The 14,489-nt window shown below is 70.3% G+C and carries 12 protein-coding genes; 3 read left to right on the top strand and 9 right to left on the bottom strand.

Annotated elements, in window-relative coordinates; translation table 11 throughout:
* Positions 1–123 precede the first annotated feature (123 nt).
* On the bottom strand, positions 124–669 hold the full coding sequence (locus AB0G15_RS17040; RefSeq protein WP_362840262.1) for a YceI family protein: 546 nt from the start codon (positions 667–669) through the stop codon (positions 124–126).
* Between the two features lie 84 nt (positions 670–753).
* Here AB0G15_RS17040 and AB0G15_RS17035 point away from each other — a divergent pair, with 84 nt between their 5' ends.
* Both AB0G15_RS17035 and AB0G15_RS17030 read left to right on the top strand, forming a co-directional pair.
* Entirely contained in the window at positions 754–1,236 is a 483-nt protein-coding gene (locus AB0G15_RS17035; RefSeq protein ID WP_362840259.1) for a MarR family transcriptional regulator, read from the top strand.
* Between the two features lie 122 nt (positions 1,237–1,358).
* Positions 1,359–1,790, top strand: a complete 432-nt coding sequence (locus AB0G15_RS17030) for a VOC family protein (RefSeq protein WP_362840256.1) — start codon at positions 1,359–1,361, stop codon at positions 1,788–1,790.
* Positions 1,791–2,051: 261 nt separating this feature from the next.
* Here the strand turns inward: AB0G15_RS17030 and AB0G15_RS17025 are convergent, their stop codons facing one another.
* Complete coding sequence (locus AB0G15_RS17025; RefSeq protein WP_362840253.1) at positions 2,052–2,801, bottom strand: response regulator transcription factor; 750 nt, start codon at positions 2,799–2,801, stop codon at positions 2,052–2,054.
* A gap of 249 nt (positions 2,802–3,050) precedes the next feature.
* Positions 3,051–4,337: a histidine kinase gene (locus tag AB0G15_RS17020; protein WP_362840250.1), complete on the bottom strand. Its 1,287-nt coding sequence runs from the start codon at positions 4,335–4,337 to the stop codon at positions 3,051–3,053.
* A gap of 259 nt (positions 4,338–4,596) precedes the next feature.
* On the opposite strand from AB0G15_RS17020, the gene AB0G15_RS17015 reads away from it, so the two are divergent.
* On the top strand, positions 4,597–5,658 hold the full coding sequence (locus tag AB0G15_RS17015; protein ID WP_362840247.1) for a hypothetical protein: 1,062 nt from the start codon (positions 4,597–4,599) through the stop codon (positions 5,656–5,658).
* 601 nt (positions 5,659–6,259) lie between these two features.
* Here the strand turns inward: AB0G15_RS17015 and AB0G15_RS17010 are convergent.
* The 6 genes from AB0G15_RS17010 to AB0G15_RS16985 all read right to left on the bottom strand — a co-directional run bounded on the left by AB0G15_RS17010 (position 6,260) and on the right by AB0G15_RS16985 (position 14,489).
* Complete coding sequence (locus AB0G15_RS17010) at positions 6,260–8,500, bottom strand: cellulose binding domain-containing protein (protein WP_362840244.1); 2,241 nt, start codon at positions 8,498–8,500, stop codon at positions 6,260–6,262.
* Between the two features lie 94 nt (positions 8,501–8,594).
* Positions 8,595–9,653 (bottom strand): LacI family DNA-binding transcriptional regulator, encoded by a 1,059-nt coding sequence (locus tag AB0G15_RS17005; protein ID WP_362840241.1) that lies wholly within the window; start codon positions 9,651–9,653, stop codon positions 8,595–8,597.
* A gap of 315 nt (positions 9,654–9,968) precedes the next feature.
* Entirely contained in the window at positions 9,969–11,420 is a 1,452-nt protein-coding gene (locus AB0G15_RS17000; RefSeq protein WP_362840238.1) for a family 43 glycosylhydrolase, read from the bottom strand.
* A gap of 563 nt (positions 11,421–11,983) precedes the next feature.
* The gene (locus AB0G15_RS16995; protein WP_362840235.1) at positions 11,984–12,661 is read right to left on the bottom strand and encodes a hypothetical protein; all 678 of its coding nucleotides are present in this window, start codon (positions 12,659–12,661) and stop codon (positions 11,984–11,986) included.
* Positions 12,658–13,557 (bottom strand): carbohydrate ABC transporter permease, encoded by a 900-nt coding sequence (locus tag AB0G15_RS16990; protein WP_362840232.1) that lies wholly within the window; start codon positions 13,555–13,557, stop codon positions 12,658–12,660. Before AB0G15_RS16990 ends, AB0G15_RS16995 begins: the two co-directional genes overlap by 4 nt.
* Positions 13,554–14,489: a sugar ABC transporter permease gene (locus AB0G15_RS16985; protein WP_362840229.1), complete on the bottom strand. Its 936-nt coding sequence runs from the start codon at positions 14,487–14,489 to the stop codon at positions 13,554–13,556. The genes AB0G15_RS16990 and AB0G15_RS16985 overlap by 4 nt, the downstream gene beginning before the upstream one ends.

Below are 14,489 nucleotides of genomic sequence, written 5' to 3'. Positions count from 1 at the left end.
AACTATTCATATATAAACGTTAGTGGTCATCGGGGGAGGCCTGTCAACCGGCCGACGTCGTGTCGCGACGCCGTGCGCCTTCGTCGATCGGCAGGCGTGAGCCAGGAAGGGCTGGGGTAGTGGTCAGGCGGTCTTCACGGCGGACAGGTCGAACTCGAGCGTGATCTTCTCGGAGACCATCACGCCGCCGGTCTCCAGGGCGGCGTTGTAGGTGATGCCGAAGTCCTTGCGGTTGATCACGGTCTCGCCCTCGAAGCCGACCCGGGTCAGGCTCTGGATGTCGACCGCCGTCCCGGTGTACCTCAGGGGGATGGTGATCCGCCTGCTCACGCCACGGATGGTCAGCTCGCCCGTGACCTCGAAGTCGTCACCGCCGACGTGCTTGACGTCGGTGGAGTCGAAGGTGATGGAGGGGTGGCCGGCGGCGTCCAGGAAGTCGCCGGTGCGCAGGTGGGCGTCGCGGTGCTGGTTGCCGGTCTCGATCCCGGCCACGTCGAGGACCACGTGAACGCTGGAGGCGGCGGGGTCGCCGGCGTTCAGGAAGGCGGTGGCCTCCTGGACGGGGATGCTCCCTCGGACCTTGGTGACCATCGCGTGGCGGGCCACGAAGCCGAACCTGCTGTGCGCGGGGTCGATGGTGTAGGTGCCGGTGAGCTCGTTCGGGTGCATGTCGCGTCTCCCCTTTTAGTTCAGTACTGAAATATTCAGCAGGACAGTACATCCCTTTATTTCAGTGCGCAACTTTTGAGTACGATGGCTCCCGTGACACGATGGCTCACCGACGACGAACAGCGCGCCTGGCGGGCCTTCGCACTCGCCACCCGCCTGCTGACCGACCGGCTGGACCGCGACCTGCTGGCCGCGGCCGACATGCCACCGACCTACTACGAGCTGCTGGTCCTGCTCTCCGAGGCACCCGAGCGGACCATGCGCATGAGCGAGCTGGCGAGCTGGACCAACTCCAAGCCCAGCCGCATCTCCCACGCGATCAACAAGCTCGAGCAGAAGGCGTGGGTGCGACGGGAGCACTGCGCGGACGACCGGCGCGGCTGGCTCGCCGTCCTGACCGACGACGGGTTCGCCGCACTGCAGGCCGCCGCTCCCCGGCACGTGGTCAGCGTGCGCGAACACCTGATCGACCTGCTGACCCCGGAGCAGCTCCGGAACCTGGAGGACATCAGCCGGGTCCTCCTCGACCACCTGACCGAGCCGGGGCCGTCCTCCCCGTCGCGCTGACCGCCGTCGGCGGACTCTCCCCGCTGTCCTGATGTCACCGTCTGTCCTGATGCCACCATTGGGACAACCGCTTCCGGCCCGGTGGACCACCGGGCCCGCGTCCAGGAAGGCAGCCCACGCCCATGACCGTTCTCGATTCCCCGATCCCCAGGTTCCATCTGGCCGTGCCGGTCGACGACCTGGCCGCCGCGCGCCACTTCTACGGCGAGGTGCTGGGCCTGGAGCAGGGTCGCAGCGCGGACACCTGGGTGGACTGGAACCTGCGCGGTCACCAGTTCGTCACACACCTGGCGCCCGGCCGCGCGCGGCGCGTGCACAACCCCGTCGACGGCCATGACGTCCCGGTGCCGCACTTCGGCCTGATCCTGACGATCCCGGAGTTCCGTGCGCTCGCCGACCGGCTGCGCGCGGCCGGTACCGAATTCGTCATCGAGCCCTATGTCCGCTTCGAGGGGCAGACCGGAGAGCAGTGGACGATGTTCCTGCTCGACCCGGCGGGCAACGCCCTGGAGTTCAAGGCGTTCGCCGACGACTCCCAGGTCTTCGCCACCTGACGGCGAACACCGGGAAACCGGCGCGGGCGTCCACGCCGTGACCGGCCGTGGACGGCCCCCGCCCTGGCGGGAGGGCCGTCCGGAGGCTAGAGGCCGAACGCCGCCGGATAGCGGATGGCGCCTGCGGGAACCGGGCGCTCGGGATCGAGGACGAGCGCCGTTCGGCAACCGACGCGTGCGACGGCGGATCCCCCTGCGGCGCGTACCGATGATCGGGAGAAGAGCCGACGACATCCGGGGCGGGCGGGCAGGGGATCGCCGTCATCCAGGAGACGGACCGCCCTCCGCGCCGGGGTCGTCCACCAGGCCGGCCTCGTGCGCGAGCAGCACCGCGTTGGCCCGGTTGGCCAGGCCGAGCTTGGCCAGCAGCCTGGAGACGTAGCTCTTGACCGTCGTCTCGGAGAGGAAACGGTCCGCGGCGATCTCCCGGTTCGTCAGGCCCCGCCCGACCAGGCTCAACAACCGGCGCTCCCGATCGTTCAGCACGGCGATCCTGTTTCGCGCGGCGTCCCGGTCGTCCGCCGCGCGGGCCGACCGGTCCAGCAGGCGTCGCGCGGCGCCGGGCGACAGCACGCTGTGCCCGCTCGCGGCAACCTTGATCAGGCCGAGCAGGTCTTCGGGGGGCGTCGTCTTCGACAGGAAGCCGATCGCGCCCGCTTCCAGCGCGCCCAGCACGTGGGCGTCCGAGTCGAAGGTGGTCAGCGCCACGACGGCGGGCGGGCCGGGCAACCGGCTGATCTCCCTGGTGGCGGTGACACCGTCGACACCGGGCATCCTGATGTCCATCAGCACCACGTCGGGGCGGGTGCGCAGCACCCCTTCGACGGCCTCGGCGCCGTCGTACGCCACGCCGACGACGTCGATCTCCGCGGTCGAGCCCAGGATGGTCCGCAGATGGCCGAGGACCATCGGGTCGTCGTCGACGAGCAGGACCCTGATCGCCGACGACGGGCCGGTGCCGCCGGCCTGACCGGTGTCGTTCGGCGGTTCGGTCCACCGGGGGGTGGTCATGTCCCAAGCGTATACATCCGCACTGGTCGCCGCGCTGGCCGCGACGAGGGCGGGCCCGGCCGAGCCCATCGCCCGGGCGGGACCCGTGGCAGAGGTGCGCCCGCGGGAACCCGTCGTTCAGGCGAGGGCCGCGACGCACATGAGCCTGCGAGAACCCGTCGTTCCGGCGAGGGCCGCGACGCACGTGCGCCCGCGGGAACCCGTCACCCGGGGGGAGCCCGCGCGAGTGGTCGTGCGGGAACCTGTCGCTCACGCGGGAGCTCGCGGCGGGGGCGGGTCCGAAGGAGCCGGTCGTTCACGACGGTCCTCGGCCGGGACGGACGCCGGGAGGCTCGCCGTGACCAGATACCCGCCCTGCTCGGTGGGCCCGCTCCGCAGGGTGCCGCCGAGCAGGGCCACCCGGCGGCGCAGGCCGGCCAGCCCCGCCCGCGATCCGCTGGCCACCAGTGACGGGTCGGCGGGCGCGGTGGGCGCGGTGTTGAGGATCTCGATGCTCACCGCCTCGGGACGGTAGCGCAGGTCGACGGTCGCGCGGGCGCCCGGGGCGTGTTTGCGGACGTTGGTCAGCGCCTCCTGCACCACCCGGTACGCGGCACGGGAGATCACGGGGGACGCCGTGCCGGGATCGCCGCCGACGCGCAGCGACGCCCCGGCGGTGGCGGTCAGCTCGGCCAGGTCGCCGCCGCGGTCGTCCGTGCTCCGTGGTGCCGTCCGACGGCCGTCCCGGTCGTCGGTCCCCCCTGCCGGTGTGATCCGCTCGCCGCTCCGCATGACGCCGAGGAGATCCCGCAGCTCGACCATGGTCCGGGAGCCGAGATCCCCGATCCGCCGTGCCGCGGCCCTGACGGCCTCGTCCTCGGTGGACGTCCGCAGGGCCCCGGCGTGCAGGACGATCTCGGTGACGTGATGGGTGACGACGTCGTGCATCTCGGCGGCCAGGTGCCGGCGTTCGGCCGCGATGGCCCTCTCGTTGAGCAGGTGCCTTTCACGTTCGGCGATCTCGACCCGCTCGCGCAGCGAGTGCAGCAGCCGCGCCCGCGCCCGCAGGTACAGCGCGACCACGGCGGGCAGCACCGTGTAGACCGTACCGACGTAGAGGCCCGTCCAGGTCGGTGCCCACGGCTGGACGTTCAGCAGTGCCAGGGCGCCGACGCAGGCGAACGCCGTGGGCGTGGGCCGCAGGTAGGCCAGGATCCACACCGCGACGGGCGTCGCCAGCGGCACCGGGCCCGCGAAGAGCGCGTCGGTGGCGGTCAGCAGCCCGGGTGCGGCCAGAGCGGCGGCCTGCGCGATCGCCGCGCCGAGGACGACGAGAACGCCGACCGTCCGCGGGCGGCTCGGCATGAGCAGCAGGAGCCCGTCGACGACGAGGTTGAACACCAGCTCGGCCGCCGGTCCCAGTGCTCCCGAGGTCCGTTGCGCCCCGGCGTAGAGCAGCACCTGCAGGCACGCGTAGGCCACGACGATGGCGAACACCACGGCGTGCCCCGCCCGCCCGGGATCCCGGGCGCGGGCGAGTGCCGATCGTGACGTCATGACCGCGCACCTTCCCCGTCAGGAGACGCCGTCACCTCGTGGCGGCGGCCGGAAGCCGGGCCGTCGAACAGACAACATCGGCGACGTACAACGCAACTCGGTTGCCGGGTCCGGGGGACTGCCGGCCGATAGATTGTTCGTTGTCCGTACGGCGATTCGGCAGGTCAACGTGCCGATGCCGGTGACCTCCGGTCGCGGTCACGCGCAGGTCGAGCCGCCGTCTCCATTGCCGTGAACCTCCCCTCACAAGGACACCGGTATGTGGAAGAACACGCACCCGTCCGATCCCGTCCCGCACCCCGGACCCGCCGGAGACCGGCCGGAGCCGAGGTGGCGGAGATGGGCACCCATCGTCTCCCTGCTGCTGCTCGCGCCGTTCGTGGCGGAGCTGCTGCTCGGCGACGTCGCGTTGCCCAGCGTGGGCATCGTGGCGGTTTTCGTCCCGCTGTACGGCTGCGGGGCACTGCTCGTCCGTGAGCTCGCGCGGCGCACCGGCCGGGGCTGGCCCGCCATCGCGTTGCTGGCCGGGGCCTATGGCGTGCTGGAAGAGGGCTTCGCCACGATGTCCCTGTTCAACCCGGACTTCGCCGGATACCGCCTGCTCGACGAGGCGCCCCTGCCGTTCCTGGGCATGGGGGCGCACTGGACGGTCTACGTGCTGTCGTTGCACGTCATCTGGAGCGTCTGCGCGCCGATCGCGCTCGCCGAGACCCTGTTCCCTGACCGGGCGCGGGTGCCCTGGCTGCGCACCCGCGGCCTGGTCGTCACGTCCGTCGTGTTCCTGCTCACCGTCGCGCTCTACTGGGCCGGGTCGTTCCACGCGGCGGGAGCTACCCCCGGGGCGCCGGTGTTCCGGCCCTCCGCGAACCAGATGATCGCGACCGCGGTCGCCGCCGTGGTGCTCGTCGTCGCCGCCTTCGCCGTCCGGCCGAACGCCACGTCCTCTGGCCTGCCCGGCTCCGTCCCGCCGCCGCTGCTCGTCTCCACCGGCTCGCTGGTGGTGACGAGCGTCGTCCGGCAGAGCGCTCATCACCTGCACGGCTGGGTGAGCGTCGTCGTCTGCCTGTCGGCCGAGGTCGTGGCGGTGGCCGCGCTCTGGTGGTACGGCCGGCGGCGAGAGTGGGGACCGTCGCAGGTCTTCGCCGCCGCGTCGGGGGCCGTCGTCGCCTACGCGTGGGGGAGCTTCTTCCTGACGCCCATCGTCGGCACGACCGATCCGGTCGTCGCCCGGGTCGGCAACGCGGTGTTCACGCTGATCGCCGTCGTGATCCTCGCCCTCGCCGCGCGGCGCCTGCGCGGGACCAGGACGGCCCGACCGTGACGGGACGCGTCGTCCGCCACCACACCGGCCTCCACGCTCCCGCGCGGCACCCCGTACGCCGGCTTCCACGTTCCCGCGCGGCACCCCGTACGCCGCCTCGCGCCCGCACGTTGCCGAAAACAGGACGCGGGTCACGGCACCGGCTGCCGGTGCGTGCGACGGTTTCCCGTCTCCTGGAGGCGCAGGGAGGACGCTCGCTCGTCAAGTCTCCAAACCGGGGATCTTCCGCCCGGTCCGGGGGCTCGAACCGTGCGGGCGGCCAGGTGTCACACCCGCCGTTCGTTGAGACGTTCTTCTTTCCGGCGGCGGTCCGGCGGCGGTCCGGCGGCGGTCCGGCGGCGGTCCGGCGTCCCCCGCGCCGGCGTCAGCGCGGGCCCGCGGCATGCGACGGCCGGCCCACCGCCCCGGGCGCCCGCATCGAAAAACCTCAGAAAAGGATAGAGAAACTGCCTTTTGTCACCCTCGGGGAGGGTGACGGCTCCTTCGGACGCCCACCATGATCACCACTTCGCCGCACCCACCGGGGCGCCCCCTCCCCATCGGGAGAGGGCGCCCGTCGGACGGCGCCTGAGGAGATCAGGTCCGGCCCCGGTGCCGGGTTCTATCGGGGGTAGACCTTGGGCTGGGGCGGGGTGGACATGCCGTTGCCGATGAAGAAGCTCGGGTGGGGCGGCTGGTTGTAGGCGGTGTTCTGCCAGGCCAGGGCCACCCGGTACTGCGGGTCGTGCAGCAGGGTGTGGATCTTCGTGGTGGTCACGTTCGGCGTGGAGTAGATCCGCAGGGCCCGGTTGTCGGTGGTGGGCCAGATGACTTCCTCGCGCCAGTCGCCGAGGATGTCACCCGACAGGGACGGGGTGGCCTTGGTGCCGTTGTTGGAGTGCACCCCGGAGGCGGTCAGCAGCCGGGTCTCGCCGCCGGTGCCGTACTTGTCGATCCGGGTCTGGTCCAGCAGCTCGCGCACCGGGTCGGCGTCCCACCAGGCCAGGAAGTTGGCCGAGGAGGGCTGGCGGCCGACGACCGTGCCCGCGGTGTTGCGCAGGCCGTTCTGGCCGGCGCCGGCCGCCCAGGACTCGGCGCCGGGGCTGCCCGCGTAGATGTCGGCGGACACCCCGCGCCCGGGGCCCTCGCCGTCCGAGCCCGAGCCGGCGGAGGTCTGCCACAGCCTCGCCCCGGTACGGGCGTCGACCATGTACAGGCCGGGGCTGGCGGCCCACTCGGAGATCTTCACGTACTCCAGGCCCGGGCGGGAGGGGTTGAGGTCGCCCAGATGGCCGGCGTCCCCATGACCGAGACCGGTGTTCCACAGGCCGCGGCCGTTGTCGTCGATGGCGGCGGCGCCGTAGAGGATCTCGTCCCTGCCGTCGGCGTCGACGTCGCCCACGGTCAGGGAGTGGTTGCCCTGACCGGCGTAGGAGCCGTTGCCGGAGGCGTTGGAGTCGAAGGTCCACCGCTTGGTGAGGGAGCCGTTGCGGAAGTCCCAGGCCGCGATGACCGCGCGGGTGTAGTAGCCGCGGGCCATGATCAGGCTGGGGCGCTGGCCGTCCAGGTAGGCGGTGCCGGCCAGGAACCGGTCGACGCGGTTGCCGTAGGTGTCGCCCCAGGAGCCGACGTTGCCGCGCGGCGGGTCGTAGTTCACCGTGGACATCGCGGCGCCGGTCTGGCCGTTGAACATGGTCAGGTACTCGGGCCCGGTGAGGATGTAGCCGCCGGAGTTGCGGTGGTCGGCGCTCGCGTTGCCGATCACGGTGCCGCGGCCGTCGACGGTGCCGTCGGCGGTCTTCATCGCGACCTCGGCCTTGCCGTCGCCGTCGTAGTCGTAGGCCTGGAACTGGGTGTAGTGCGCCCCGGCCCGGATGTTACGACCCAGGTTGATCCGCCACAGCCGGGTGCCGTCCAGCTTGACGCCGTCGATGTAGACCGGGTCGGTGGTGCCGGACTGGGAGTTGTCCTTGGAGTTGTTGGCCTCCCACTTCAGCACGATGTCCATGCGGCCGTCGCCGTCCAGGTCGGCGGGGGCGGCGTCGCCGGCGTGGTGGCCGGAGGACGGCGGGGTGATCGGCACGTCCAGGTAGCCGCTGCCGAACCGCAGCGAGGTCTCCGAAGCCGGGCCCTCGCCGCCGCCGCCGTCGACCGCCCGCACCGTGTACGAGGCGTCCGCCGCGGCCCCGCTGTCGAGGTGGTTGGTGGAGTCGGTGACCGTCGCGATCCGGGTCGCCCCCCGGTACAGGTTGAACGTCGTTGAACGGGCCTCGGTCCCGAGCAGCCGCCACGACACCAGGTTGCCGCCGCCGGACCGGACGCTGATGACGCCGCGGTCGAGGTCCTCGACCTGCTTGGCGTCACCGGGGATCACCGTCGGCGTGGGCGTGGGCGTGGGCGTGGGCGTGGGCGTGGGCGTGGGCGTGGGCGTCGGGGTCGGGGTGGGCGTCGGGGTGGGCCCGGTGCCCGTGCAGGTCGTCCCGTTCAACGCGAACGACGAGGGGACCGGGTTGTCGCCGGCCCACGAGCCGTTGAAACCGAACGTCGCGGTGCCGCCGGGCGGGATCGCCGCGTTGTGGCCGGCGTCTGTCGCCGTCACGTTCGAGCCGCTCGCGGTGACCGTGGCATTCCACGCCTGGGTGACGGCCTGCCCGGCGCCGAACGACCACGTCAGCCGCCAGCCGTTCACGGCGTCGCCGAGGTTGTCGATCGTCACGTTGGCGCCGAAGCCGCCCTGCCACTGGTTGGTGATCGCATAGTCGACCCGGCACGCCACCGCCGCCGAAGCGGATGAGGCCAGGACCGATGTCCCGGCTAGTCCGACCGCGCCTAAGACCGCCAGCAGGCGGGTTAAACGTTTCATCAGCCGTCCAATCAAAGGGGGTTGGGGAGCGACCGAACGGTAAAAACGGCGAGGTAGAACTGTCAAACACCTACGACGTGGAAATTATTACGTTTCAGGTCAAAGGCCATCTGGCCTGTGAAAGTTTCGGACTCGCCGTCGATGAACGCACGACCAGGCGGGGACGGTAGACCAGGCGCCGGTGCCGGTGTCCCGGGCGCGTCTCGTCCAGCAGCAACCCGGCCGCGGTGTGCCCCAGTTCCCGCTTGGGTTGCCAGACCGTGGTCAGCGACGGTGTCATCTGCGCGGCGAACACCAGGTCGTCGTAGCCCACGACGGAGATGTCCCCCGGAACGTCGATGCCCCGTTCGCGCAGGCCGCCCACCACGGCCATGGCGGCCAGGTCGGTCAGGCACAGGATCGCCGTCGGCGGCGCCGGGTCGGCCAGCACGTCGTCGAGCACGGTCTCGGCCGTCGTCATGTCGGGTGCCGGCACCCGTACGTCCAGGACCACCTTGTCGGGGTCGTGCCCGGCGGCGGCGCAGGCCTCCCGGACGCCGGATCGCCGGTCGATCGTCTGCTGCACATCGACGGACGCGGACAGCACCGCGATTCGCCGATGTCCCAGCCTGAGCAGGTGGTCGGCGGCCAGCCGTCCACCCATCACGTTGTTCATGGACACCGAACAGAGTTTTCCCTGGTCGGTTCGGTGGTCCACCAGCACGATCGGGACTCCGCGCCGGGCCATCGCCAGGAGCGGCCGCAGGCTCAGGTCGACCGGGGTGATCAGCACGCCGCGGACGCCGTGTTTCTCAAGCTCGCGCAGGTAGTGCTGCTCGCGCCCCGGCTGCATGTCGGTGCTGCACATCATGAGCATGCAGTCGTCCTGCAGCAGCCGGTCCTCGATGCCGCGGCAGACCTCGGTGAAGAACGGGTTGGTCATGTCGAGCGTGACGGCGCCGACCAGCGAACTCGGCAGCCCGCGCAACCGGCGGGCGGCGTTGTTGGGCACATAGCCCAGCCGGTCCATCGCGGCCTGCACCCGTTGCTGGGTCTCCTTGGCCACGACGTCGGGGCTGTTCAACACATTGCTCACCGTCGCCAGTGAGACCCCGGCCTCCTCGGCGACCAACCGCATCCCGCGGCGCCTGGGCGCCTTTTCCCCCTCGACCACCGGGAAACCATATCGAGATCGATACCCCTGATGCGCTGATACGTCTTCAGAAAGGGGCGATCCCACTTCGCGGAATGAAACGTTCAAGCGGTTTGGCCCCTTCCGCGACGGGTCGGTGAGGACGACGTCCACGACGCGGGCGCGGCGCTCGCCGAGTCTCCGGCACCGGCCGGACGGCGCCCTGGAAGAAGACCCGGGCAGGCGCCCCGGAAGGGGCCCGGGCAGGGGGCCGAAATAGGGGGCCGAAATAGGGGGCGAAAGAGGGGTGCGCCGCTGTCACCCCTCTTTCTCATGTCCGTGTTTCCCGTCCGGGCCTCACTCGAGGACGAAGCTGGCGTTGCCCCGGAAGGCGGTGGTGCCGTCGTTCTGTTCGACCCATGCCTGGCCGGCGCGGTGGCGCAGGTAGTAGCCGGGGAAGTTGACCGATTCCAGTGACACGGTGCCCGAGCCGGTGAGCCCGGTGCGGCGGGTGAAGCTGGCGTCGGCTTTGAACAGGGTGGTGCCGTCGTTGCGCTCGACCCAGGCCTCGTGGTTGCGGTGGCGCAGGTAGTAGCCGGGGAAGTTGGTGGACTCCAGCGACACGGTGCCCGAGCCGGACAGGCCGGTGACGAGTTTGAACTGGGAGTCGGCCAGCGGGGAGACGTTCGCCTCCAGGCGGGCCCGGTAGTCCCAGTGGCGTATCGCCGAGCCGGGTGTGTCGTGGGACATCAGCCGCACGGGGGTCGCGCCGTCGGGGACCGGGATGCCGAAGTCGGGGGTGCCGTCGGTTCTCCAGTAGATCTTCTGGACGCGGGTGCGGCGGTTGGGGTCATTCAGCGGGTCGCCGTTGATGTCGCGGTAGTTGCGGTCGTGGTAGACGAGGATGTCGCTCTGGCCGTCCTCGGAGACGGTGAAGGAGTTGTGGCCGGGGCCGTACTGGCCGGTGGCGGCGTTGCTGGCGAAGACGGGGTTGGCGCTCTTGGTCCAGGAGGAGGCGTTGAGCGGGTCGGCCGAGGCGGGGGCGGTCAGCATGCCCAGGCAGTAGTTGGCGTCGGTGGCGCTGGCGGAGTAGGTGAGGAAGAGCCGCCCGTTGCGTTGCAGCACGGCCGGGCCCTCGGCCACCTTGAAGCCGCGCGTCTCCCAGGCCAGGGTGGGTACGGTCAGGCGGGTGGTGGCGCCGGTGATCGTCCAGGGGTTGGCGCCCATGCGGGCGATGTAGAGGTTGGAGTTGGTGGCGATGCCCGGCTCCTGCTGGGCCCAGAGCAGGTAGCGCACGCCGTTGGCGGTGAAGGTGGTGGCGTCCAGGGCGAAGGTGTCCCAGGGGGTGGTGATGCGGCCGCGTTCGGTCCAGGTGCCGGTCAGGGGGTTGGCCGCGGAGCTTTCGAGGGCGTACATGCGGATGCGCCAGATGTCGTCGGTGCGGCCGGCGGCGAAGTAGATGTACCACTTGCCGTTGATGAAGTGGATCTCCGGTGCCCAGATGTGGGCGCCCATCTCGCCGCTGGTGTGCTTGCGCCAGATGACCGTCTCGGGGGCGCTGGCCAGGCCCTGGATGGTGGTGGCGCGGCGCAGCACGATGCGGTCGTACTCGGGGACGGTGGCGGTGAGGTAGTAGTAGCCGTCGGTGTGGCGGAAGATGTGCGGGTCGGCGCGCTGGGCGGCCAGGGGGTTGGTGTACTGGGCGGGCGGTGAGGCGTGGGCCGTGATCGGTGAGAGCAGGCCGGCGATCACGGCGAGCAGTGTGGCCAGGGCGGTCACCAGGGCGCGGCGCGCGTGCGGTGGGGGCATCAGGGTCATCCTTGTGTCAGGCCAGGGGAGAAGGTCACAGTGAAGGAGGCGTCGGAGGCGAGGGCCGAAGTGGCCGTCTTCAGGTGGGCTGCGGAGGCCGAAGCGGACGCCTTCAGGTGGGCTGCGGAGGCCGAAGCGGACGCCTTCAGGTGGGCTGCGGAGTGGACGCCCTCAGGTGGGCCGCCACCGGTGCCATGACGAGGGCCATGACGACGGCGAACACGCGGTCAAGGTCCTTTGATATGTGCGCATTCCGATACCTCCATAATGTTAGCGCTAACATTTCACGGAGACCGCGTGGAGACGGTGATTCGGGCGTAGGCGCATTATTAGCCCGGCGAAGGGTCCTTCGTCAATGGACGGCGCGCAATTCGTGTCCGGCGGTACCGCGATAATCGGAATGCGTTCTCGACGGTGAGACGGGCCGCGCAAGGCGTGCGGCTGAGTCGTGCCGCACTCGCCCTCCTTTCCGGAGGATCGCCGTCCGCGCGAGACCTCAGCGCTTCGTCGAGGCGCCGGTCGCCCTCACCGTGCCGATGTCGCGGACCGGGAGCGAGGGCCGGTCAAGGTTTCGGCAGGAGCGGCAGAACAACGAACCGGCTCGTCGCCCAGACCACGTAGAGCAGTGGTGCCATTCCCAGCAGCATGCCGACGACCGGTTCGAGCAGCACCATGCCGACCGCGAGCGCCAGCACCGCCAGCGTCGGCAGCGTCAGATACCAGCGACGCGCCACCAGGTACAGGCACGGCAGGACCAGGCCGCGGACCGGACGCGACGATTCGGCCACCACGACCAGCACCGTCACCGTCGTGGCCACGACCAGCGCGCCCGCCGTGACGAAGAACGGCAGCAGCGCCGGACCCCACGAGGTGCCACCGACCACCAGGACGTCCACCACGAGCACGCCTGCCACCGCGGCGCCCGCCAGCCAGGTGACCAGCGCCCGCGCCGCCGCCCGCCGATAACCGTTCCAGAAGGCCGCGAACACCGCCGTCGAGCCCTCGTCGAGCAGCGCGAAGCACCGGAACGCGCCCGCCAGCGCCGGCGCGCACACCGCCGAGAGCACCGCGAAGAACGGCCACGACGCCGACGGACTCCGTACCAGGGCCAGTGCCACCAGCAGCGGTGCGCACGAGATCGCCAGCAGCAGGTTCGTCGTCAATCCGACGTAGACCATGCCGAAGACCTTCTCGTACGTCTCCTGCCGGGCCGGGCGCAGCAGGCCGCGCACCGCGCTCACCCCTTCAGCCCGCTCGTCGCGACGCCCTGGATGAAGTAGCGCTGCCCGAACAGGAAGAGGACCAGGACCGGCAGCACGGACAGCACCGCACCCGTCATGATCATCGCGTGTTCGGCCTCGTACAGGCCGACGAAGGAGCGCAGGCCCAGCTGCACCGTCCACAGCTCGTTGCTCGTCAGGTAGATGAAGGGCCCCATGTAGTCGTTCCACGTGGTGACGAACGTCAGCAGCGCCAGGCTGGCGAGCGCCGGCTTCGACAGCGGGAGGATGATCCGCCGGTAGATGCCGTACTCGCTGAGCCCGTCGATCCTGGCCGCCTCGCACAGCTCGTCCGGGATCGACATGTAGTACTGGCGCATGAGGAACACGCCGAACGCGCCGAACGCCTGTATCAGGATGAGCGACCAGTACGTGTCCGTCAGCTCCAGCCGCTGCATCATGATGTACTGCGGCACCATGTAGGCCTGCCACGGCACCGCGATGGTGGCGAGGTAGCCCAGAAACAGCGCGTCGCGTCCGGGAAAGCGGACCTTGGAGAACCCGTAGGCGGCGAAGCTGCCGGTCAGCACCTGCAGGAACGTGATGGTGACCGACAGGAAAAGCGAGTTGCCCAGGTAGGTCGCCATCGGGGCGCGTTCCCAGATCTCCACGAAGTTCGACCAGCGCAGCTCTTCCGGAATCCACTGGATCGGGACCGCCAGGACCTCGCTGTTGCGCTTGAGCGAGGCCGACAGCATCATTCCGAACGGCACCAGCGTCAGCAACGTCACCGTGACGAGCCCGAGGTAGGCCAGCGTCCTGCGGGCGGCGGGGTACCAGGAGGCCGGCGATCCGGTGGGCCCGTCGTGTCGCGGCGGCGGCACCGTGGCCGAAGGAGCATCGCGCAACGTGGTCATGACGCGTATCTCCGTTCGTTGATCCGGAATTGGACGATGGTCACGATGAACACGATGAGGAACAGCACGAGCGCGATCGCCGACGAGTAGCCGAACTGGCCCTCGACGATGCCCTCCCGGTAGACGAGCTGGGCCAGCACCAGGGTGCTGCGACCGGGGCCGCCTCCGGTCATGACCATGATCAGGTCGAGCACCTTGAAGCTCTGGATGGTCAGCATGACCAGCACGAAGAAGGTGGTGGGCCGCAGCGAGGGCAGCGTGATGCCCCAGAAGCGCTGCCAGGCGTTGGCCCCGTCCACTTTGGCCGCCTCGTAGTACTCCCTGGGAATGGTCTGCAGGCCGGCCAGGTAGAGCACCATGTAGTAGCCCATGTCGCGCCACACACTGGTGATGATCACCCCGGGCATCGCCCAGCCGGTGCTCGACATCCAGCGCGGGGGGTCCTGGACGCCGATCGCCTCCAGCAGCAGGTTGATCGGTCCCGCCGTCGGATTGAACAGCATGTTCCAGACCACGGCCACCGCGACCAGGGAGGTGATGTACGGGAAGAACGCCGCGCTGCGGAAGAAGTTCACGCCGCGCAGCCGCCGGTTCAGCGCCAGCGCCAGGGCGAGGGCGGCGATCAGGGTCAGCGGGATGTGGCCGAGCGCGTAGTAGAGCGTGTTGCGAAGAGCGACGTGGAAGTTCTCGTCCCCCCACAATCGTTCGAAGTTGCTCAGCCCCACCCACTCGGGCGTTCCGTAGGAGTCCCAGTCCATGAACGCCAGCACGAACGCCGCGATCACCGGGATGAGCGTGAACAGGGCGAAGCCCAGGAAGTTCGGCAGGATGAAGCTCCACCCGACCAGGGTGTTGCGCCAGGCCCGACTGCCGTGGGGCACCCGAGGTTCGCCCGGCTCGGTCGGCGCGGGCTGCGGCATGACATGGGCCAT

This window comes from Streptosporangium sp. NPDC023825 (assembly GCF_040639575.1).
In the GTDB taxonomy this organism is placed as follows: Bacteria; Actinomycetota; Actinomycetes; order Streptosporangiales; family Streptosporangiaceae; genus Streptosporangium.
The sequence above is the reverse complement of the archived record's forward strand: the minus strand, read 5'-3'. Positions and strand labels throughout refer to the sequence as shown.

Coding starts and splice junctions, on each gene's coding strand:
- AB0G15_RS16990 (WP_362840232.1), bottom strand. CDS start 13,557: ATGACCACGTTGCGCGATGCTCCTTCGGCCACGGTGCCGCCGCCGCGA.
- AB0G15_RS17010 (WP_362840244.1), bottom strand. CDS start 8,500: ATGAAACGTTTAACCCGCCTGCTGGCGGTCTTAGGCGCGGTCGGACTA.
- AB0G15_RS17015 (WP_362840247.1), top strand. CDS start 4,597: ATGTGGAAGAACACGCACCCGTCCGATCCCGTCCCGCACCCCGGACCC.
- AB0G15_RS17040 (WP_362840262.1), bottom strand. CDS start 669: ATGCACCCGAACGAGCTCACCGGCACCTACACCATCGACCCCGCGCAC.
- AB0G15_RS17000 (WP_362840238.1), bottom strand. CDS start 11,420: ATGCCCCCACCGCACGCGCGCCGCGCCCTGGTGACCGCCCTGGCCACA.
- AB0G15_RS17030 (WP_362840256.1), top strand. CDS start 1,359: ATGACCGTTCTCGATTCCCCGATCCCCAGGTTCCATCTGGCCGTGCCG.
- AB0G15_RS17020 (WP_362840250.1), bottom strand. CDS start 4,337: ATGACGTCACGATCGGCACTCGCCCGCGCCCGGGATCCCGGGCGGGCG.
- AB0G15_RS17035 (WP_362840259.1), top strand. CDS start 754: ATGGCTCCCGTGACACGATGGCTCACCGACGACGAACAGCGCGCCTGG.
- AB0G15_RS16985 (WP_362840229.1), bottom strand. CDS start 14,489: ATGGCCCATGTCATGCCGCAGCCCGCGCCGACCGAGCCGGGCGAACCT.
- AB0G15_RS17025 (WP_362840253.1), bottom strand. CDS start 2,801: ATGACCACCCCCCGGTGGACCGAACCGCCGAACGACACCGGTCAGGCC.